Genomic DNA, 18,326 nt, shown 5'->3' with positions numbered 1-18,326 from the left:
CGAAGTTCATTCGATTATGCCCTTGTGGCGCCGGTCACAACGATCTACCATAATCGAAACTGATTCGATTAATTCTGGCTGCACCTATATCTGCCTGTTCCGGATAGTCGCCCTCTTGCCCCGACTGGAGAAGTTGCTCATGAAGAAAACTGCACCCGAACCCGCTCTGAAGCTGGAAGGAGGCGTCCTCGGCACCGCCGGCATCGTCTTCTTTGTCGTGGCGGCGGCGGCGCCATTACTGGTGATGGCAGGGGTTGCGCCTCTGGCCTTGAACATTGCCGGCATCGGGGCCCCCGGCGGATACATTTTGGCCGGGCTCGCGCTAGGAGTGTTCGCAATCGGCTTCACTGCGATGAGCAAGTACATCCACAATGCGGGCGCCTTCTACGCCTATATCTCAGTCGGGCTCGGCCCTCGGTGGGGCCTGGCCGCAGCGGTGCTTGCGCTGGTGTCCTACAACGCGCTCGAGATCGGAATCTTCGGGGCCCTAGGCTATTTCGCGCAGTCAACCATGGCGGACTTGGTTGGGCTGGATCTGCCGTGGGGAGTGTGGTCGTTACTCGGGGTTGCCTTGGTCTGGTTCCTCGGATCTCGATCGGTACATCTCGGCGCTCGGTTCCTGATCCTGTTGCTGACCGCGGAGACGGGGATTCTGGTGCTGCTCGCAGCCGCCGTTCTTTTTCAAGGCGGTGCCGGGGGAATTGATCTCGACTCCTTTGCGCCGTCTAACGTGTTCAGCCCCGGTCTCGGTGGGGTGCTGACCCTGGCCTTTGCTGCGTTCATCGGATTCGAAGCGACTGCCCTGTACCGGGAAGAAGCAAAAGATCCCGCTCGGACGGTTCCGCGGGCGACCTACATCGCGGTGGCATTCCTGGGTCTCTTCTACGCATTCATGGTGTGGATCATCATCCAGGCGTACGGACCGGATCAGGCTCTCGAGCTAGCGGCTAACGATCCCGCCGGTATGTACTTCAACGCCATCGAGCACTACGTCGGAGGTTGGGCGAGCACCCTCATGGAGCTGTTGATCATCACGAGCATTCTCGCCAGCCTGCTCGCGTTCCACAACGCAATCACCCGCTACGTCTTTGCGCTTTCGCGCGAACGTGTATTGCCCCAGTTCCTGGGCAAACTACACCCGGTCTACAAGTCCCCCTATGTGGCCAGCGCGGTACAGAGTCTCCTGGCGATGGTGGTAATCGTCGTGTTCGTAGTGGTCGGCGCCGACCCCTACCTCGAACTCCTATTGTGGGTGAACTCGCCCGGTATCGTCGGCATCGTCGTGCTTCAGGTCATGGCAGCCGCGGCAGTTATCGCATTCTTCTGGAACGATCGTCGCGGGCATTCGGTCTGGAGGGTGGTTGTAGCTCCCGTATCCGCTCTTCTGATGTTGACCTACGCAACGTATTTGATCGTGGACCAGATGGAGTTGATTACTGCCGCTGGAACCGCAGTGAACGTGGTGCTCGTGGCCGTCACGCCTGTGAGCCTGGCTGTCGGTTGGCTTCTCGGTATCCGGCTTTCACGACGCGACCCGGCGCAACTCTCGAGGCTGGGTACCACTGACGTCGACGCCGAACCGTCGACGGAGTCTGACGGCGTGAGCAATTCTTCCACCTCGCCTGGTCAAGTAACGTAGAGCCGTCCGAGCAATTGTCTCCGAGCAATTGTCTCCGAGTAATTGTCAAGGGCGGCAAAGTCTCTACCGAGTTCCCCAGGAAGCAGTGTTTGGCCGCCGCGAGCAGATGGAGCGTACGAACCATGATCCTCCCGAAGGTCCGGGATCCGCGCTTCGTGACGATCCGTCGTGGTGGGACCCTCACAGATTCCGATCACCACCTCCTCGCTCTCTGGGCGGCATCGTGCGCCGAGCACGTCCTTCACCTTTTCGAGTCGGTTCAGCCGCAGGATCCGCGGCCGCGTGAAGCGATCGAGGGTGCGCGAGCCTGGGTGCGGGGTGAGGTCACGATGATGCAAGCTCGCGCTGCGGGCGGTCATGCAATGGGCGCGGCTCGGGACCTGCGTGGGCCGGCGCGGCATGCTGCGTACGCTGCCGGACAGGCCGGAGCCGTCGCACACGTCGCCGCGCACGAACTTGGTGCTGCCGCCTACGCGATCAAGGCCGCACGTGCTGTTGCGACGGAAGACGAGGAGGCTGCGGGCCGACTCGAGTGCCAGTGGCAGCGCGACCAGCTCCCGGTATCGATTCGTGAGTTGGTACTTGATGACCAGCGGCTACGGAATGACATCTGCTGGTCGGTGTTCGGCTGATGAGGTACCGGCCTTGCGTTCCGCGCTTCCTCGTGTCACCCTCGATAACTATGACTACACGAAAGGCCGACACCGCCACCATCGCGTGAGCGCCGCGCCGATGTACTCGGTGTCGCGACACCGAGCATCATTCACCAGCAACGTTGATGCTGTGCGGAACGAGTGGCTGGAACACGGTCTCTGCGCACGCCCCTCCGACCGCGACACTGCAGAATGGGCTGTCGCGCAACTGTATCGGCGATCAGGATTTCCGGAACCGGAGTTCCTCTGGGTTCCGTCGCCCCCAGCTGGATCAGATCTGATTGTGGCCGAAGGCTTGTCGATGTCGTTGGACAGCAACCGACTTCGCTGCGCTTCCGCCCGCATTGCGAGCATGTTTTCGGACTTACGCGGCCGTATGGATGCGCACATCGAGCGTCGAAGATCAGACTTGCCGAACGAACGCTGGGGGATCGACACTGCACGTACTCAGTCTCCCGAGGATGCGGTTCGGCTGGGAATCAGCCCCGATCGGATCATGAGAGCAGCTGTCTGGGACTCGTTGCACACCACGCTATTCGACGGGGTTGCGGCTGCGATACGGACGATGTCGACTCCCGTCCCGGGAAGCGTGACGTGGTACGGACAGCAGGAAGCTCATCGAATCGCCTACTACGACGCATACCGTCGATGCGGTCTTGCTTCTTTCCGTTCCGACGATGACGAACTACTCGACATTCACACCGCTCTGGCTGGTGCAACCGGATGGTGGTGGGCGTTCGACACCGTGTGCGTCATGTCGGAAAGGCCTACCGTCCTGCGGGTCGAACCCATACCGGGCCGAGTGCACAACGAACGTCGATTGCATGATTCAGACTCTGCAGCAATTGAATTCGGCGACGGACACGGCGTCTATGTTCAGCATGGGACAATTGTTCCCAGCTGGGTAGTTCTCGATCCGACGGTCGAACGTATTGCAGCCGAACGGAATATCGAGATCCGTCGCTGTGCGATCGAGCGCATCGGATGGGACACCTACATCGATACCGCTGGACTCGCACTAGTGGACCAAGCTGATGATCCCGGCAATGCCGGGCACACGCTACAACTCTATGCATCGCCCGACGGCTGGGGACGTGGTGGTCGAATTCTGCTTGCAGTCAACGGCTCTCCTGAACGCGACGGACGGCGTCGTCGTTACGGGCTCTACGTCCCCGGATGGTTCTCGTCAGCCCTGGACGCTGCAGGCTGGACCTACGGCATAGCCGGCGTCGACTACGCCCGACTCGTTCGTCGGACCTGACCCAACCCCTGAACTTCAATTCCGAACATCAAACTATGAACTCCCAGGTGACTCATATGAATTCGACCATGACTTTGTCCGCGCTCACTGCCATCACGGGCCTCGATGTCTTCGACTATCTCGACCGAGAAGTATCCATACCCGTCGTCGACGGCTTGCAGGCACAAGGTGATCTCATCGTGGTCCCGTATTCGCTTGTCTCCGATATCGTCACGCCCGCAGCGTGGACGAGGTCGGTGAACGTACCACTCTCCGGAGTGGAGTTGCTACGCAGTGCGGCGGGCGGGAATCCGCACAGCCTGGTCGCCGACGAAGGTGTGTGCACGTGGTCGTCGCCGGTGAGAGATTCCCGGGGTCTTGCTCTGGGCATCCTCGACGCCCACGGGACTGCTTATCTCATCCACCCAGAGCATGGCGCCACTGGAATCGCGCCAGGCCGCTATGTCATCGGACGGCAGCGAGAGCGGGGCGCCGGACGGGCGATCAACGGGATGCAACTCGTCGCAGATTGACGCCCTGGACCACGTCCGAGCAAGCTGAGGTCAGTGATATTCGAGGATGCCCGTGAACACTCGATGGTGGAGAAGGGAATTGCGGCCATGAAACTGACGACCATCACTAATGTCTCCCTCGACGGCGTTATGCAGGGGCTCGGCGGGGCGGATGAAGACCGCAGAGGCGGATTCGAGCGTGGCGGATGGGCGCTGCCACTGTTCGGCAAAGACATCGAGGGTACGACGTTCGTCAATGACGTCTACCAGCGCGCCGACGCCTTCCTGTTCGGACGGCGAACCTATGAGATCTTCGCCGGGTACTGGGGAGTGATGGAAGATTCGGGTAACCCCATTGCAACGGCATTGAACACGCGGCCCAAGTACGTGGCATCGACCACGCTCACCGAACCGGGTTGGGCGAATACGACCGTACTCTCCGGCGACCTTGCGACGGCTATCCGCGAGCTGAAAGCCAAGCCTGGGGGTGAGTTGCAGGTACACGGCAGCGGCAACCTCGTTCGCTGGCTGTTCGACAACCGGCTCGTCGACGAGATCACCCTGCTCATCTATCCCATGATCATCGGCCAGGGCACGCGGCTATTCCCCGAGTCGGGACCGGATATCGCACTGGACCTGGTCGACTCGCAAGTCACGTCAAAGGGCGTGACAATTCAGGTTTACCGGGCCACCGGGCGACCGGAGTATGCCACCGCTATCGCCGACTGAAGCACGCTCCATTGGTGTTGAAGCGTCAGTTGCCGTCGTGAAACATGCGGGCGCGGAGAACATCAACGCCATCGCCGTCAAGATCGTCGAGCACCGATGCCCTCCCGACCATTGCGAGGGCCAGCGCCTCCGCTCGCCCGTGGACTTCTGGTCCGGTGCCGCGTTCCCAGGGGAGATCGGAAGCAGTGAACCGGAGGCCCTTGGTGAATCGACGCGGCTGTGCAAAGGGATCGGGTCGATCGAGTACAAGTCGTAGACGCTCCGGATCGATCGTTCGAGGTAACCCGAGCGGTCGCCTGATGTCCTGCTGGTGCACAACATGGTCGGAAAGGGTGAGGCGTGGGGCATATCTTGCGAACCAACTCGTGGTCGCGGAAGCTGCGAGACGATCGACGAGGATGTCTGTCGGCACGTCATTCTGCGCGGTGACGTAGCGTTCGTTGACACGGTTAGCGGATAGATTGTGCAGCGCTGCAAGGAAATAGCGAGGCATCGTAACGGAATCCATCGACACATGTATCGCAACGTCGCGCACCGACCAGTGTCCGCAGAGTGACGGCGTTGACCATTGATCAGGGCTCAGGGTCTCGAGTAGTGTGACCAGCTCCCGACGTTCAGCGAGGATGTGAGCCTTTACGTTCATCTCCGCACGGTAGCTCGATCTCTAGGATTATGGCGACGAAGACATGTTTCTGGCGCGGGACATGCGTGTGGGCTTCGCATCGGCTAGCTGGTGATGCGAAGCTCTCACACGGTATGCAGTTCCGGCAGAGCCGGATTCAGTCTCGATGCACTGGGCCTTGGCGGGTGGTGGAGCGGCGGCGTCGTTGTTTTGGGTCAATCGCAGCTGGTGGGATGAACCACGGTTTGTGATCGGTGCCCATTTTGATTTCCCAGATTCCGCGGAACCCACTGGTGCTGTGGATCAATCGGTGGTGATTTCGGCAGAGGAGGGTGAGGTTGTCCATCACCGTCGGACCGCCCACTGACCAGGGTTTTATATGGTGGGCATCGCACCAAGCGGGTACGGCATCGCAGTTGGGGAAGGCGCAGCCTTTGTCCCGGGCGATCAGCGCCGTGCGTTGTTCCGGTGTGACGAGGCGTTTGTGCGGCGTCGCATCGAGCGGTGCCCCGTTGCCGTCCATCAGGACGGTGGAGAGCATGCAGTCGCAGGCGAGCATCCGGGTCAGGCTCACACTGAGTGGTCCCATCCAGGGCATGTATCCCACATCGAGATCCTCGACATCAGGCTCGTCGTCATCGAACGCACTGCCATAGAACTCACCATCATCCGATGCGCCTTCGCTGCGCATGGTGGCGCATTCGCGATGCTCGGCAAGGTCTTTCGCGGTGATGTGCACGTTCACATGCGGACGCTGACCACCGTCAACCCCGGTGACGGCGTTGTCGAGGTACCGGCGGATCAACTCCGTGAACGCGTCGGCGGTTCGTTTGGCAGCTGATCGTTGATCCGGGGTTCCGTCCGCGGCTGGTTTCGGCATCGACAAACCCGAGAGAGCCGATAACAGCATTTCGCCTGTCAACGCGTCGAAATCGCCCTTGATCGCGACCCGTCCGTTGAGCGTCGGCGAAATCCGCAAGACGTTGAGGTCGTCGTCCTCACCGGGCGGGGTGTCGTCGGATTCGAATATCCGCTCCAGAACTGCAATCGCATAGCGGAGTTTGATGGTGGTCGCCTCCACGCCGGATGCGGCAGCAAGTAGAGTCTTCATACAGGACGGTAACGCCCTGTCCGGCATACCTTTTGGTGGAGATTCACAGAACGCGACGATTATTGCCGCATGATCGAGCGAGAGATCACCGGCCTCGAACTGCGCAGCAATATCCGGGAACGCCCGCAACGCGGCACCGAGGGCAGCGATCTTGTTACCGGCCGCGTTCTGCAGCATCGTGTTCGCCGCCAACCACCGCCCCACACCGCGGTAGCAGAGCACCTGCTCGTCCGGATTGAGCGCCAACTCATCCACTGCGGCAACCCGAATCGCCTCCAGTCGAAGAATTTCCGCAGAAACGGAAACAGCAACGTCGCGAACCTCGGCCGGTCGCAATCGCCACAACCTGCCACGCACACCCGTCGCGGAACCGGCTACAACATCCTCCACCGAAACAAAATCGTTCACCGTAGTCATCAAGGCCTCCCCACCCTTGACCCAATTATACTCGAACGTCTATTCGAATCAATAGGCATATCGGGCACATTCGATTTGCATCGAGTGCGGCTCGGGGAACTCGAGTAAGTCTGCAGGGGAATAGGTTTGAGATTCGGTCAGATCAGGATGTCGGTTGCTCGGTGGTTTTGGTTTACGCCTTCGAAAAAGGCCACGGTGCCAGTCGAGTTATTGATTCGAAGCGGAGCGATAGCTTGGTAGGCGTCCGATGTATACCAGTGTTGGGCCGCAGCGGACGTGGGGAATCGGAGGATGATGAGATCGCCTGACCACTGTCCCTCGCGGACGTCAGGCAAGCCTCCGTGGATGATGAAGCGGCCCTCGAACGGTGTGAGGGTGCTGTCGATGCGTTGGAGGTATTCGGTGATGTCGTCTCCCATGGCGACGTTGTTGAGGATGCCAACTACGTAGCTTTCAGTCATGTCTGGTTCCTGCCTCTCGGAGGAGCGCGTGTATAACTAATCGTTTGTCTCTCAGTAACGTTCAGCTAGATTCGCTCTGGAATCGAGTGTTGCAGGAGCAACGGCGCCGCGTCGATTACCTCAGGGGTAATGTGCTGTCCTACGTATGAGTGTGTCGCCGTGTTCGTCAGTGATGCGTCAGGTCCTGCAATCCGGCGACACGAAGCAGATCAAGCTTGGCTGCGTCGGCGGATCCGGGCGCGACTGTGTAGACGACGATCCGCAGGTCGCCGCTACCGGGCGCGCTGAGAACATCGCAGTCAACGGTGATGTCGCCAACAGTGCGGGTATGCACTGTCTTTCGGCTGGACCGGTGCAGGGCTACGTGTGCTTGCTCCCAATGCGCTGCAAACTCGTCGGATTCGGAAAGGAGGCGGTCGACGAGGTCCCTGAGCGGTGCGTCGTCGGGATAGCGCCCCACTGCGGATCTCAAGTCCGCGACCAGATCCGCTCTGAATTCGTCTTCTCCGACGGCGGTATGAGTGACACGTGTGTTCTCCTCGGTGAAAACCCGCCAGACAAGATTGTGCTGAAACCCGGCCAACAGTGAGGGATCGCCGAGCAGTGCTGCCCAGAGCGGATTCCACAACAGGAGGTCATGCGCGGCGCTGAAGACGCCGACCGGCACGTCGCCGAGACGGTCCACGATCCGCTGGACGCTCGGACCCACGTGGCGCGGCAATGAGGCAGGCGTCGGAGTAGCGACTCCGGCGACTCGATACAGGTGGTCGCGCTCTTCGTCGGTCAGGCGCAATGCCCGCGCGAGCGCGCCGAGCAGTTGCGCCGAGGGATTGGTTGCCCGGCCTTGCTCGAGGCGCACGATGTAGTCGACGCTGACTCCGGCGAGCATCGCGAGCTCTTCCCGGCGAAGCCCTCGGGCACGCCGACCTGTACCTGGTGGCAGACCGACGTGCTCAGGCTGCACACGGTCACGCCAGGCGCGCAGCACACTTGCGAACTCGTCCATGCCCTCATCCTGCTCGCTGTGGGCGCGCAGTGGGTAGTACTGCTGGTCCCACCGTCGATCGGTGCCTGGTGCGCGCACCGTAGTTGAGCGAGCGTTGTGGACATGACTACGACACTTATTTCAGGAGCCAACCGCAGCCTCGGACTGGAGACCGCGCGACGGCTCATCGACGCCGGCCACACCGTCTACGCCGGGATGCGGGACCTGGCTTCAGCTGCCGAGGTGCAGAACCTCGGCGCTCACCCCGTCCAACTCGACGTCACGGATCAGCGCAGCATCGAGGCGGCGCTCGCGCAGCTGCCCGAGCTCGACGTTCTGGTAAATAACGCCGGCGTCCTTGGCAGGTCTTTCAGCGTCGACGATCTCGACGTCGACGCCATGCAGGAAGTATTCGACACGAATGTCCTTGGTGTCGTGCGTCTTACGCAGGCCGCGCTTCCGTTGTTGCGACGCTCGTCGAATCCGGTGATCGTCAATGTCGCATCCGGAGTCGGCTTCGCCCGCTCGCTGGCCACCCCCGGTACCGATGAGCACTTTGTGCGGGCCGTGCCGTACGCGAGCTCGAAGGCGGCTGTGATCGCTTTGACTCTCCAATACGCGAAGAACCTGCCGGAATTTCGGATCAATGCCAGCGATCCGGGCTACACCAGTACCGACTTCAACGGCCACCGTGGACACCAGACCATCACCGAAGGCACTGATGCGACGGTGATGTTGGCCCAACTAGGCACCGGTGGACCCACCGGAAAGTTCTTCAACCGCAACGGCGATATCGACTACTGAACTGTTGCCGTTGAGCGCCCTACGGTCAGCTCGGGAACACGGCACTCCAGTCGTTTTCGATGCTTACTGTGGTCCAAGCCCGGGCATCCGCGAGTTCGAATGCCTGCTCGGCACCCTCCCGATAGTCGAACTCGCGACGTGAATCATCGTGCTGTACAAGTATTTGCAACGATGGGAGGTCTGCTCGCTCCGAGAACTGCAACATCGGGATATCGCCGTTGCTGTTCCCGGCGGCGAGGATGGGCCGTCTCCCGACACGGCTCCAGATTCGGACCGGCTTCTCGGGGCCGTCGACCAACACGTCCAATGCAGGTTTATGGACGAGCGTGCCGCCGCGGCCGTCGGCTTTCCATACCAGTGACGCACTGCTGCCGATGACTCGCTGACGGGGAACCCCGTACATGCCCTGGCTGATCGGTCGCATGAAGTCACGCCCACCGCCGGAGACGATGTAATTGTGGAACTTGTTCGCGTCGAGGTACCGGAGCAACTCGATCATCGGCACGTAGCCACACGTCAGATAGGTGCGTCCTAGGGTGGGATGGTCTGTCGTGCACAAGAATTGGTCAGCCAGGGCCTCGAACTTTTCCACGGTGATATCGGCGTACGCCATCAACACCCCTTTGGCGAACACCTTCACCCCGCTATTGTTGCCGCGGTAGTGATCGGCGATGACAGCGCTGAACCAGCCGTAGTCACGGGTGGCGGCCGCGAGCCACGGTTGGCGGGTGCCTAGAGCTGGGTCCTCCTCAGTCATGGCCACGAGACGGCGCAGGATGAAGTCGAGCTGAATGGGCATCGGTTTCTCGCACCACAGCGTTCCGTCGTTGTCGAACACCGCGATTCGCTCTTCGGCGGAGACGCCGCCTGGCCCGCCGGCATCTGTCACCCGGCCGACGAACTCAAGGATTGCTTGCTTACTCGGACCGTCGTGCCAACTGGGGAGCGGATCACCGATCTGTCCGCCGGTGTCCAGATCGGATCGAACGTGTTCGGGCATAACCTGATTCCTCCTCGATGTTGCCACTCCGCAGCGGTCCTGCTATTCGCGGGAAAGCATGGCCGCGGCTTCGCGTTCGAGGTCGACGTAGGGTTCTCCACTGACGTCTACGACGATCCGGTTCAGGGAGCCGCCGGTGAACGCCCACGGTGCGGTGCCCGGGTAGTCATCGGTGACGGGTTCCCCGATGGCCCGACCGGCGCTGAGACCTTCGCCTGCGATGCTGAACTTGCCTGGCTGAGTTCGGATTCGGCCCTCGCCGACCTTCCGGTCACCGTAGAACAGGCCGAGGGTGCCGTGGGCCGTGCCGGGCGGATCCTCACCGTCTTTGTCGAAGGTGGCGGCCAGGATCAGGTTCTCGCCGGTCGGCAGATCCTCGCCGGCGACAATCCGCTGCTGTTCGCTGCCGAGGAAGTTGTAGACGTAGTGCAGGCGGTTGTCCTTGACATAGAGGGAGTGGCCGCCGAAGCGGCTGCCGTGCGAGAAGAGCACCCCGGATGCCCCTGGGTTCGGGAGATCGACCAACGCGCCGATCGAGTAGGAGCGATTGCGAATGTTGACGGCAACGGACTCGGGGACCTCGGCGCCACCCGCCCGGTAGATGTAGCGGTTACGCGGAGCCGCAAGCTGCGGGCGAGGGGTGGTGAGGATCTCGACAGCCGAGCGGTCGTCGAGCGGAAATGCCTGGTTGGCGCCGGCTTCGTGGAACCACAGGCCCACCAGCTCGGCGAGCCTCCCGGGCTCCTCGGCGGCGAGGTCGTGCAGCTCGGATCTGTCGATCTGGGTGTGGTAGAGCTCCCAAGTGTCCTCGGGGAACCGGCCCCAGCCACTGATCGCCGGGTGGGTGGTGACGGCCTTCCAGCCGTCGTGCCAGATGCCTCGGGTGCCGAGCATCGAGTAGAACTGAGTGTGTTTGGCTGTCGGGATGGTGGCAGCGTCGAAGCTGTAGCGCATGCTCACGCCCTGCAACGGATGCTGGGTGTAACCCTTCACGGCGTCGGGCAGTTCGAGTCCGAGGCAGTCCAACACGGTCGGAACCAGATCGATGGCGTGGTGGTACTGATCACGGGTTTCCCCTCGGGCGGCAATCCCGGCCGGCCACGAGATGATGCACGGGTCGCAGGTTCCGCCGTTGAACGAGTATCGCTTCCACATCTTGAACGGGGCATTGAAGCCCATCGCCCACCCGTTCGGGTAGTGGTTGTAGGTCTTGGTACTCCCGAGTTCGTCCAGCATGGAGAGGTTTTCAGCAAGATCGTCCGGCACGCCATTAGCGATTTTGTTCTCGTTTACCGAGCCGTTCGGACCCCCCTCGCCACTGGCGCCGTTGTCGGAGACCAGCATGATGATGGTGTTGTCGAGTTGCTCGACCTGTTCGAGGTAGTCCAGTAGTCGGCCGATCTGGTTGTCGCAGTGGGACAAGAAACCCGCATATACCTCTGCCATCCGGGCGAACAGTCGCTTCTCGTCGGCGGAGAGGGTATCCCAGGGGCGTGTGAAATCCAGTGGTGGGAATGGCTGTCCGTCTGGGCCGGTGCGCGAGTCGGGAGTGCCGATCGGATTGAGGGGCGGTAGCTCGGTGTCGGCGGGGACAAGGCCCATTTCCTTCTGCCGGGCCAGGATCTGCTCGCGCATCGCCTCGTAGCCGTCGTCGAACCGGCCCCGATAGCGGTCGGCCCACTCACGCGGTACTTGGTGCGGGGCGTGCGCGCACCCCGGGGCGTAGTAGAGGAAAACCGGCCGTTCGGGAGCGATTGCCTTGACGTCGTCGAAGTACTGAATAGCTTTGTCGGTGATGTCGACGCTGAAGTGGTAGCCCTCCTCCGGTGTGGCCGGTTGCTGGACGGGGTGGTTGTCGTGGATCAGGTCGGGATACCACTGGTTGGTCTCGGCGCCGAGGAAGCCGTAGAAGCGGTCGAAGCCGCGGCCGATCGGCCAATTATGTTTGGTGGAAGCGAGATTCATCTCGTCCTCGGCGCACAGGTGCCACTTGCCTACCATTGCAGTGCTGAAACCCTGCTCGACGAGGACCTCGGCGAGGGTGGCGCACTGCGGTGGAATGTGCCCGTTTGCGCTCGGAAATCCGATGGCCGCTTCACTGATGCAGGCCATCCCGTTGGTTGTGTGATTACGGCCCGTCAGTAGGCAGGACCGAGTCGGCGAGCACAGGGCTGTGGTGTGCCACTGCCCGTAGCGCAGTCCGCGTGCTGCGATCTTGTCGATCTTCGGCGTCTCAATCGGGCCTCCGTAACAGCCGAGCGCGCCGAATCCGACGTCGTCGAGGACGATGTACAGCACGTTCGGTGAGCCTGGCGGTGCTTTAGGCTGCTCGTACGGGCCCCAGTCCGGGACGGAGTCTCGTATGTCGAGGTTGACCACGCCCCTGAATGCCTTGGCCATTGTCTGCTCCTCATGTCGGGTTCCCCCACCTATCCACTACACCACCATCACCCCGACGTGAACAGGGCTTGTAATCTCCCGTTACTTGAACAGCCTGCCCGCCGTGAGTCGCGTGGAGCGAGACGGATCTTCGTCAGCCGCGATTCATGCTGGGCTGCATGAGAATTGGTCAAGCCACTAGGGATGCTGGTTTCGCTTTCTCGGCTGACGATGAAACCTGCGCCGCGCAGGCTTCCCAGGCGCGCGTGAAGTTCGCGATTGGACCATGCTTCTGTGGACTGGCCGAAGTGTTCGATATCCGGGCGCATGCAATAACCCTGATTCGGGCCGGGGCCAGAGCCCCGAACTCGAGGTGGGTCATCTTCCGTTTCTATTCGTCTGTGCGCCAGTAGATTTGCGATGCACCCGCAACGCCAGGCTTGCGTAAGAGTCGACGGAAGCCCTCCCGGGCAGCAGTTCCGAACACCGTTCGCGGGAATGGGGGATCGGGGTGCGCAGTCCTGATCTGGGACGCCAGCGGGCGTGCCGTCCAGTTCGCGGGCCACGGTGCGGCTGTGAATTCTGTAGGTCCGTCGAGATTCTGGACCGTGCTGCCTCGGGTACCAAAGGATGTGCGAACTGAGGAGTAATTACCGGCAACGTCGACGTGGAGCGAGCCGTCGACGACAGACAGCACCCATGTGTCGATTTCCTCGAGCAGTGTGGCTGACCCGCTGTCACACCCGTCGCAGGCACAGTCGGGAATCGATGCCAAGCACACCGCCGGATCGCCTGCGCTGATCGAGATGTTGAACGGATGGTTGGAGTCCACCGGAGTGTGCGTCGTCAAAATCAGTGGGACGGCGCCGTCGGCGGTAGGTTCGAGAACGGTGTCGGCTCCGCCGGAATCGAAAGGGCGAAGCGCCCACCGCACAGGTGATGCTTCTCGCGCCCAGTCCCGGTCGAGGAGAACCGTTGTCCACGCCTGCACTCTCGCGACCACGATCAGGTACTTCTCCGGGTTGGTGGAACGCTCGTAGTCTGCCTCGGCCCGATCGGGGCCATCCTTGTACGGGTTCGGCCACTCAGGAGTGTGTGCGCCGGTGAGGGCGAATTGCTCGTCGACATCGTCGAGTAGTTCGCAGATCTCTCGCGAGAGCACCGAAGTGCTCTCGCCCCAGCCGGTTTCGTGCATGCTGCGGACGCCGTCGTTGCATCGCTCCCACCATGACCTTGCCGGATCTGTAGCCATCGCATGGACATTACCCGTCGACAGCCTTTTCACGCGCCCGCTCAGCGCGGTGCCAGTCATTGTGGCGACGCTATCTTTGACAGCCGAGAATTTTGATCAGTTGCCGGCTCGGGCAAGCAGGTCGCGCGCGGGAGAACTTCCGTCGAGTAGCCGGGTCGTGCGCTGCTTGATCTTCCACTCGCCCTCCGTCTTGACGAGATCGAACCGGTTCGCCGCGACACGCCACACGCGGAAGGAATCCTCGCCTTCGTTGCGCCGTAGCAATTGGGAATGGCCCGTCGCAGTAGCCTTGTCTCCGTCGACGACGATGTTGAGCGGGGCGAGAATATGGCCGCAACCGGTGTTGATGTAGTCCTGGTGTGGTGTGGTGCGGACCATCTCGGCGATCTCGGCGCGACCGTTCAGGGTACGAATATCGATGTCGTACACCGCATCCTCAGTCCACATCGCACCGACCTTGTCCGCCTCTCCGGCGTCGACGGCGGGACCGTATGCCGTCACGAGTTTCTGGATCGCAATCTCGTCTTCGAGTATTTGCACTCGTTCGAGGAGTGAGTGGACCAGCGCGGTGATATCGGTCATCGGGTCTCCTTGGTGTGGTTAGTGTTGCGGCCGACCTCGGGTAGTACATGCACGCGTGTCAGCGAATTCGATGTTGCGGTCCGGACAGTAGCAAGGCAGCGCTCGACTTGTGTGGTCGATGTCGGAGACCGGGACGGGGTCGGAGTCGATGGCCTATCTCGACGAGTATTTGCCTTTCTACGTCCCGGTGAATGGACAAGGTATTACCGAGCCGCCGAGTTCGGTGTACGTCAGAGCTATCCACTTGGTAGGGAACATCATTGAGAACCATCAGTGGTCCTGCCTGCGGATAGAGCTGGGCGCCTGATCAATGTGATTGATCAGGCGCCCAGATTGTTGCGGCACAACCCGCCGTTCTTACGCGGAGCTAGTCCCCACCGAGGACTGCGAGCCTGCGGCAATTCCGTGTCGGAGGCGAGTGATCTCGTTGCGTGCTTCGACAACTTCGGGACTGTCGAGACCCTTGCTGACAGCGAGGTCCCCACACAGATCCAATGCAGCGCGAACGATATGACGTCGTTGGCGTCGCTCGGGGCGGGTCTGTGCGGCTCTGACGTAAGCGCGCTGTTGTCGCCACCCACCGGCAGCAGTAACTTCGTCGTCGGTCAACACTCCGGATTCGATTTCCGGAGCGAGAACATCACGGACGAAATGGGACTCGCGTGGGTGCGCCCAGACAAATGCGATCCACAATGCCGTCAAGGCGAAGATGATGTCGCCGACCATGACGACCAACACGATGGATGAGTTGCCGCCGGCGAGTGCCAGCATCGAGTCCCATACGCCGTGAATCAGAATCGGGGCCACGATCAACGCCAGCCCGCGTCTGATTCTGCGAGGTTGTGCCGGGGTGCCGATCAGATAAATGACTCCGGCACAGAACAGTGCGGTGAAGAGAGGATGCGAAACGATGTCGGAGTATGCGCGAAGCGCAATGGAACCGATCAGCCCGTCGGTCTGGTGCGCGCCGAAACCTTGTGTCGCACCGACAACCGAGTACAAGAAGTCCTCGCTGGTTTGAAATCCCAGGCCGATGAACGCGCCGAGTAGCAGTCCGTCGGTTGCGGTGCGGACCAGTCGCGGCGCAAGAGCGAGGAGGACAACAATGCCGATGCCTTTCGCGGTTTCCTCCACGAACGGCGCCGAGAGTCCGGCTTGCCAATCCTCCGCCCAAACCTGTCCGAACAGCTTCGAGTAGAGCGAACCGAGTGCGGAGTTACCGGAGATCGCGATGGTGAACGTCGCCGCGGAGGCTCCCCAGACGAAGCCGGTGAGTACCAATCCCACGGGTTGGCGTTCGTACCGGTCGATGTGCCGGAACCACCATGTCCACACCGCAGCACTGATTACGGAGACGACGCCGGCGACAAGGAGTGCTTGCCCGAAGTATCCCGAATAGGGCGCGAACATCTGCCAGGCTTTGACCACGCCGACGCCGCACATCCACAGGTATATCCAGAACACGACGTTGCGCGGCTGGATAAACCGGAACTTCTCGCCCCACGCCGTCGCCTCTAGTGCTTGGGAGCGTGTCTCGAGCAGGTCGGCGCTCACTTGGTATCTCCCTCAGTGGTGCCGAATGACGCGATCATATCGGCGATTTCTTGACTGTGACTTGCAATCTGGTCGGGCGGACCGACCACTTGCACCCGAATTCCCTTGTCGCCGACGACAAAAGTCGCCATCGAACCCGCGGCGCGGGGCGTATCGAAGCGAATCTGGACGCCGGTCAAGCCACCATCGGTGGTGACTGGCTGCGGTGGGCTGGAGATGGCGAGTACAGAGCTTCCGTTTGTCGCAAGACTTACGGCGTCGACCTGTGAGAGAAGTTCGTCGGCGGTGCCGGTGAAGTCGTCAGCGTCGACGACGAAACTCACGCTGCCACCGGTCAATTCCACCCTCGGCACGGAACCGGACGCACTGCGTTGGTCGATGAGGAAGCCGCTATTGATATTCCAGCCCGCGGGCACAGTGAACGACACCGACTCGGTCACAGCCAGGCGGTCGCCGGCAACTGTCGGATCTTCCGACGACACAGCGGAATCGATGGCCGGAACGATCACAACCCACAGCAGCCACACGGCCAGAATTGCGACTGCGTGCGGAAACACGCGTGTGTCGAACCCGAGGAAGCGGTGATCGACTGGTGGCCGTCGTCGATGCGTTCTGTGTTCGTGTTTCGACGGGATACTCCCGATAATGCTCAAAATTCCTCGTTCCCATTGTGCCGAATGTGTATTGACTATCCCAGAAATGGGACGAATGGCGGGAACGGAGTGCGTGCCGTCACCTACCGCCCACCGAGAACGGCGGCACAGCGGGCAGTCCGGGTTATGCGATCGCGCATCTTGCGTGAGTCGACGTGCTCCTTGACGACGTGGTCCTTGACACAGCGTCAGTTACGGCGTTTGACTGAGATGCGCGCTCGTGTTGAATCGCCCGACAGTGTTCTGGGAGGTCGCCGCATGTATGGCATAGGTTTGACGAGTTCGGGACATCGATGCGGAGTGCGAGCCCGCCGCAAGGGCGTCTCGGTGCTGGCACTGGTCGGAGCCTGCCTCGTTTCTCTGGCAGTTCCCCAGACTGCCAGCAGCGAACCGGCCGCAGGAACCGTCGACACCGGGTTCGCGATCCCGTTTTCCGGGGCCCCTGGCTACGAGCACCTGGCACCGCCGCAGATGACCAGCCCGGATCAGCTCAACCAGCCACTCGGTCAGCAAGCGGCGGACGAGATTGCCGCCCAGATCGGGCTCGACAGCGAGGATGCGTTGTCGGAGCAGCAGTATCGCGACCTCGTCACGGGCGGTGGGGTCGGCGGCAGTCGCGAGGCCGCCGAGATTATCGACGAATGCGCCCGGATCCTCACCAATACAAACGGGCGTCCCCTCTATTCCACAAACGACGGCAACGTCACGTCGTCGGTTCTGGCCAGCTACGGGCTGTACGTGAATTCCATTGGGCTGCTGGAGAGTCCGGCCAACGCGGACGCGCCGACGAGGCAGGTGAACTCCTTGATCGCTCCAGGCGGATTTGTGGGCACATGGATGAGGAACAACGGCGCAACACAAACCCTGGTTGCGCTCTATCAGTCGGCGTACACAGTGCAAGCGGTCTATGGCTTTGCATCGCAACAGATGTCGGGCACAGCGCAACTGGTGACCAACACCAAGGGAGGTGCGAGTTCAGAGGTCGGTATGTCGATGGCGCCGCCGCTTTGGATAGTGAACTTTGCGCTGCTCTACATATTGAAGCCCTCCCTGGCGGCTGCGATGCCTGCCCAGTGGGCTCCCATTCCTTCGGCGGTTGCCGACGCGATAACGTCGAGCCCTACCGGCCAGGTTCCTTTCAGCGACTATGCGTCCTATTTCGAGTGAACGCCAACTTTTTCCGACGTTCCGAGTCGCCCTCAGGATTCGACAGTTACCTTGACGACGTTGTCGTCGCCGTTGAATCGGACCGCCGGCCAGTATCCGTCCATGAAGTGTGAACCGCACGTATCTGCCAGATCAAGGACGACTTCGTTGTCGGGAAATACCTCCACTGCGTCGAGTGCCAGGTCTCGTAGTGCGTCGTCGAGTTCTTCCGTGGAAGTAGGGTCCTCGCTGAACTCGTAGACGACCGCTTCGGCGGCCTGGCGATGGAGGCGTTGGAGTTGATCGAAGACATGGTGCAAGCGGGGGAGCATGCCGCGTACGGCGTCGGAGTCGACGGAGTGGGCGATGAATCCAACGTCCCGCCCGTCGATGTTGCGGGTCAGACTGAAGTAGTCGTCGTCCAATCGCACGCCGTCGGACAAGATGTGATGCCCGCGGACAAAAGTGCCGAGCGTTTCGTCAACGATTGCGGAGCCGGAGTGTGTCGTCACGAGATCAGCTTAAAGTGCCCGTGTCGCAGTGAGGCCGATCGATTCGGTACCCGAGCCTTCCGGTATTGGCGCGGG

18 protein-coding genes are annotated in these 18,326 nt (G+C 61.3%); 7 read left to right on the top strand and 11 right to left on the bottom strand.

The window, feature by feature from the left end; translation table 11 throughout:
* The first annotated feature begins 139 nt into the window (after positions 1–139).
* The 5 genes from KYT97_RS12930 (at position 140) to KYT97_RS12910 (ending at position 4,773) form a co-directional block, all read left to right on the top strand.
* Positions 140–1,639 (top strand): APC family permease, encoded by a 1,500-nt coding sequence (locus KYT97_RS12930; RefSeq protein ID WP_095886962.1) that lies wholly within the window; start codon positions 140–142, stop codon positions 1,637–1,639.
* Positions 1,640–1,761: 122 nt separating this feature from the next.
* Complete coding sequence (locus KYT97_RS12925) at positions 1,762–2,271, top strand: putative immunity protein (protein ID WP_033231629.1); 510 nt, start codon at positions 1,762–1,764, stop codon at positions 2,269–2,271.
* 85 nt (positions 2,272–2,356) lie between these two features.
* Complete coding sequence (locus KYT97_RS12920; protein WP_095886961.1) at positions 2,357–3,553, top strand: DUF6745 domain-containing protein; 1,197 nt, start codon at positions 2,357–2,359, stop codon at positions 3,551–3,553.
* A gap of 56 nt (positions 3,554–3,609) precedes the next feature.
* Positions 3,610–4,065 (top strand): hypothetical protein, encoded by a 456-nt coding sequence (locus tag KYT97_RS12915; protein WP_095886960.1) that lies wholly within the window; start codon positions 3,610–3,612, stop codon positions 4,063–4,065.
* Between the two features lie 33 nt (positions 4,066–4,098).
* A complete protein-coding gene (locus KYT97_RS12910; RefSeq protein WP_245006103.1) occupies positions 4,099–4,773 on the top strand; it encodes a dihydrofolate reductase family protein in 675 nt (224 codons plus the stop codon).
* 25 nt (positions 4,774–4,798) lie between these two features.
* Here KYT97_RS12910 and KYT97_RS12905 read toward each other — a convergent pair whose 3' ends face one another.
* The 4 genes from KYT97_RS12905 to KYT97_RS12890 all read right to left on the bottom strand — a co-directional run bounded on the left by KYT97_RS12905 (position 4,799) and on the right by KYT97_RS12890 (position 8,390).
* On the bottom strand, positions 4,799–5,416 hold the full coding sequence (locus KYT97_RS12905) for a maleylpyruvate isomerase family mycothiol-dependent enzyme (RefSeq protein WP_033231627.1): 618 nt from the start codon (positions 5,414–5,416) through the stop codon (positions 4,799–4,801).
* Positions 5,417–5,552: 136 nt separating this feature from the next.
* On the bottom strand, positions 5,553–6,923 hold the full coding sequence (locus KYT97_RS12900; RefSeq protein WP_141485003.1) for an HNH endonuclease signature motif containing protein: 1,371 nt from the start codon (positions 6,921–6,923) through the stop codon (positions 5,553–5,555).
* Between the two features lie 137 nt (positions 6,924–7,060).
* On the bottom strand, positions 7,061–7,384 hold the full coding sequence (locus KYT97_RS12895; RefSeq protein WP_033231625.1) for a DUF1330 domain-containing protein: 324 nt from the start codon (positions 7,382–7,384) through the stop codon (positions 7,061–7,063).
* A gap of 166 nt (positions 7,385–7,550) precedes the next feature.
* Entirely contained in the window at positions 7,551–8,390 is an 840-nt protein-coding gene (locus KYT97_RS12890; protein ID WP_045064449.1) for a helix-turn-helix domain-containing protein, read from the bottom strand.
* 102 nt (positions 8,391–8,492) lie between these two features.
* On the opposite strand from KYT97_RS12890, the gene KYT97_RS12885 reads away from it, so the two are divergent.
* On the top strand, positions 8,493–9,173 hold the full coding sequence (locus tag KYT97_RS12885; RefSeq protein WP_219112459.1) for an SDR family NAD(P)-dependent oxidoreductase: 681 nt from the start codon (positions 8,493–8,495) through the stop codon (positions 9,171–9,173).
* Positions 9,174–9,198: 25 nt separating this feature from the next.
* On the opposite strand, the gene KYT97_RS12880 is transcribed toward KYT97_RS12885, so the two are convergent.
* The 6 genes from KYT97_RS12880 to KYT97_RS12855 form a co-directional block, all read right to left on the bottom strand.
* Positions 9,199–10,173 carry an HAD family hydrolase gene (locus KYT97_RS12880; RefSeq protein WP_219112457.1) on the bottom strand — a complete coding sequence of 325 codons (975 nt, stop codon included), beginning with the start codon at positions 10,171–10,173 and terminating at the stop codon, positions 9,199–9,201.
* Positions 10,174–10,215: 42 nt separating this feature from the next.
* Entirely contained in the window at positions 10,216–12,573 is a 2,358-nt protein-coding gene (locus KYT97_RS12875) for an arylsulfatase (protein WP_045064446.1), read from the bottom strand.
* A gap of 370 nt (positions 12,574–12,943) precedes the next feature.
* Entirely contained in the window at positions 12,944–13,864 is a 921-nt protein-coding gene (locus tag KYT97_RS12870; protein ID WP_245006102.1) for a DUF6226 family protein, read from the bottom strand.
* A 36-nt stretch (positions 13,865–13,900) separates the two neighbouring features.
* The gene (locus KYT97_RS12865; protein WP_033231622.1) at positions 13,901–14,386 is read right to left on the bottom strand and encodes a nuclear transport factor 2 family protein; all 486 of its coding nucleotides are present in this window, start codon (positions 14,384–14,386) and stop codon (positions 13,901–13,903) included.
* A gap of 357 nt (positions 14,387–14,743) precedes the next feature.
* On the bottom strand, positions 14,744–15,940 hold the full coding sequence (locus KYT97_RS12860; protein WP_219112456.1) for a PrsW family intramembrane metalloprotease: 1,197 nt from the start codon (positions 15,938–15,940) through the stop codon (positions 14,744–14,746).
* Positions 15,937–16,497, bottom strand: coding sequence for a hypothetical protein (locus tag KYT97_RS12855; RefSeq protein WP_239654614.1), 561 nt, complete (start codon positions 16,495–16,497; stop codon positions 15,937–15,939). Before KYT97_RS12855 ends, KYT97_RS12860 begins: the two co-directional genes overlap by 4 nt.
* 354 nt (positions 16,498–16,851) lie before the next feature.
* Between KYT97_RS12855 and KYT97_RS12850 the strand changes: the two genes are divergently transcribed.
* Positions 16,852–17,760, top strand: a complete 909-nt coding sequence (locus KYT97_RS12850) for a hypothetical protein (RefSeq protein ID WP_141485002.1) — start codon at positions 16,852–16,854, stop codon at positions 17,758–17,760.
* Between the two features lie 32 nt (positions 17,761–17,792).
* Here the strand turns inward: KYT97_RS12850 and KYT97_RS12845 are convergent, their stop codons facing one another.
* The gene (locus KYT97_RS12845) at positions 17,793–18,251 is read right to left on the bottom strand and encodes a hypothetical protein (protein ID WP_052683332.1); all 459 of its coding nucleotides are present in this window, start codon (positions 18,249–18,251) and stop codon (positions 17,793–17,795) included.
* Positions 18,252–18,326 lie beyond the last annotated feature (75 nt).

The sequence above is a fragment of the Rhodococcus globerulus genome (assembly GCF_019334125.1).
Taxonomy (GTDB): Bacteria; Actinomycetota; Actinomycetes; order Mycobacteriales; family Mycobacteriaceae; genus Rhodococcus_F; species Rhodococcus_F globerula.
Note: the sequence above shows the minus strand (reverse complement) of the source record. Positions and strands in the feature narration are given on the sequence as shown.

What these genes read in the sequence shown, in the direction of transcription:
- KYT97_RS12930 (WP_095886962.1), top strand. Translation starts at nt 140, where the DNA reads ATGAAGAAAACTGCACCCGAACCCGCTCTGAAGCTGGAAGGAGGCGTC.
- KYT97_RS12925 (WP_033231629.1), top strand. Translation starts at nt 1,762, where the DNA reads ATGATCCTCCCGAAGGTCCGGGATCCGCGCTTCGTGACGATCCGTCGT.
- KYT97_RS12915 (WP_095886960.1), top strand. Translation starts at nt 3,610, where the DNA reads ATGAATTCGACCATGACTTTGTCCGCGCTCACTGCCATCACGGGCCTC.
- KYT97_RS12905 (WP_033231627.1), bottom strand. Translation starts at nt 5,416, where the DNA reads ATGAACGTAAAGGCTCACATCCTCGCTGAACGTCGGGAGCTGGTCACA.
- KYT97_RS12900 (WP_141485003.1), bottom strand. Translation starts at nt 6,923, where the DNA reads ATGACTACGGTGAACGATTTTGTTTCGGTGGAGGATGTTGTAGCCGGT.
- KYT97_RS12895 (WP_033231625.1), bottom strand. Translation starts at nt 7,384, where the DNA reads ATGACTGAAAGCTACGTAGTTGGCATCCTCAACAACGTCGCCATGGGA.
- KYT97_RS12890 (WP_045064449.1), bottom strand. Translation starts at nt 8,390, where the DNA reads ATGGACGAGTTCGCAAGTGTGCTGCGCGCCTGGCGTGACCGTGTGCAG.
- KYT97_RS12885 (WP_219112459.1), top strand. Translation starts at nt 8,493, where the DNA reads ATGACTACGACACTTATTTCAGGAGCCAACCGCAGCCTCGGACTGGAG.
- KYT97_RS12880 (WP_219112457.1), bottom strand. Translation starts at nt 10,173, where the DNA reads ATGCCCGAACACGTTCGATCCGATCTGGACACCGGCGGACAGATCGGT.
- KYT97_RS12875 (WP_045064446.1), bottom strand. Translation starts at nt 12,573, where the DNA reads ATGGCCAAGGCATTCAGGGGCGTGGTCAACCTCGACATACGAGACTCC.
- KYT97_RS12870 (WP_245006102.1), bottom strand. Translation starts at nt 13,864, where the DNA reads ATGACTGGCACCGCGCTGAGCGGGCGCGTGAAAAGGCTGTCGACGGGT.
- KYT97_RS12865 (WP_033231622.1), bottom strand. Translation starts at nt 14,386, where the DNA reads ATGACCGATATCACCGCGCTGGTCCACTCACTCCTCGAACGAGTGCAA.
- KYT97_RS12850 (WP_141485002.1), top strand. Translation starts at nt 16,852, where the DNA reads ATGTATGGCATAGGTTTGACGAGTTCGGGACATCGATGCGGAGTGCGA.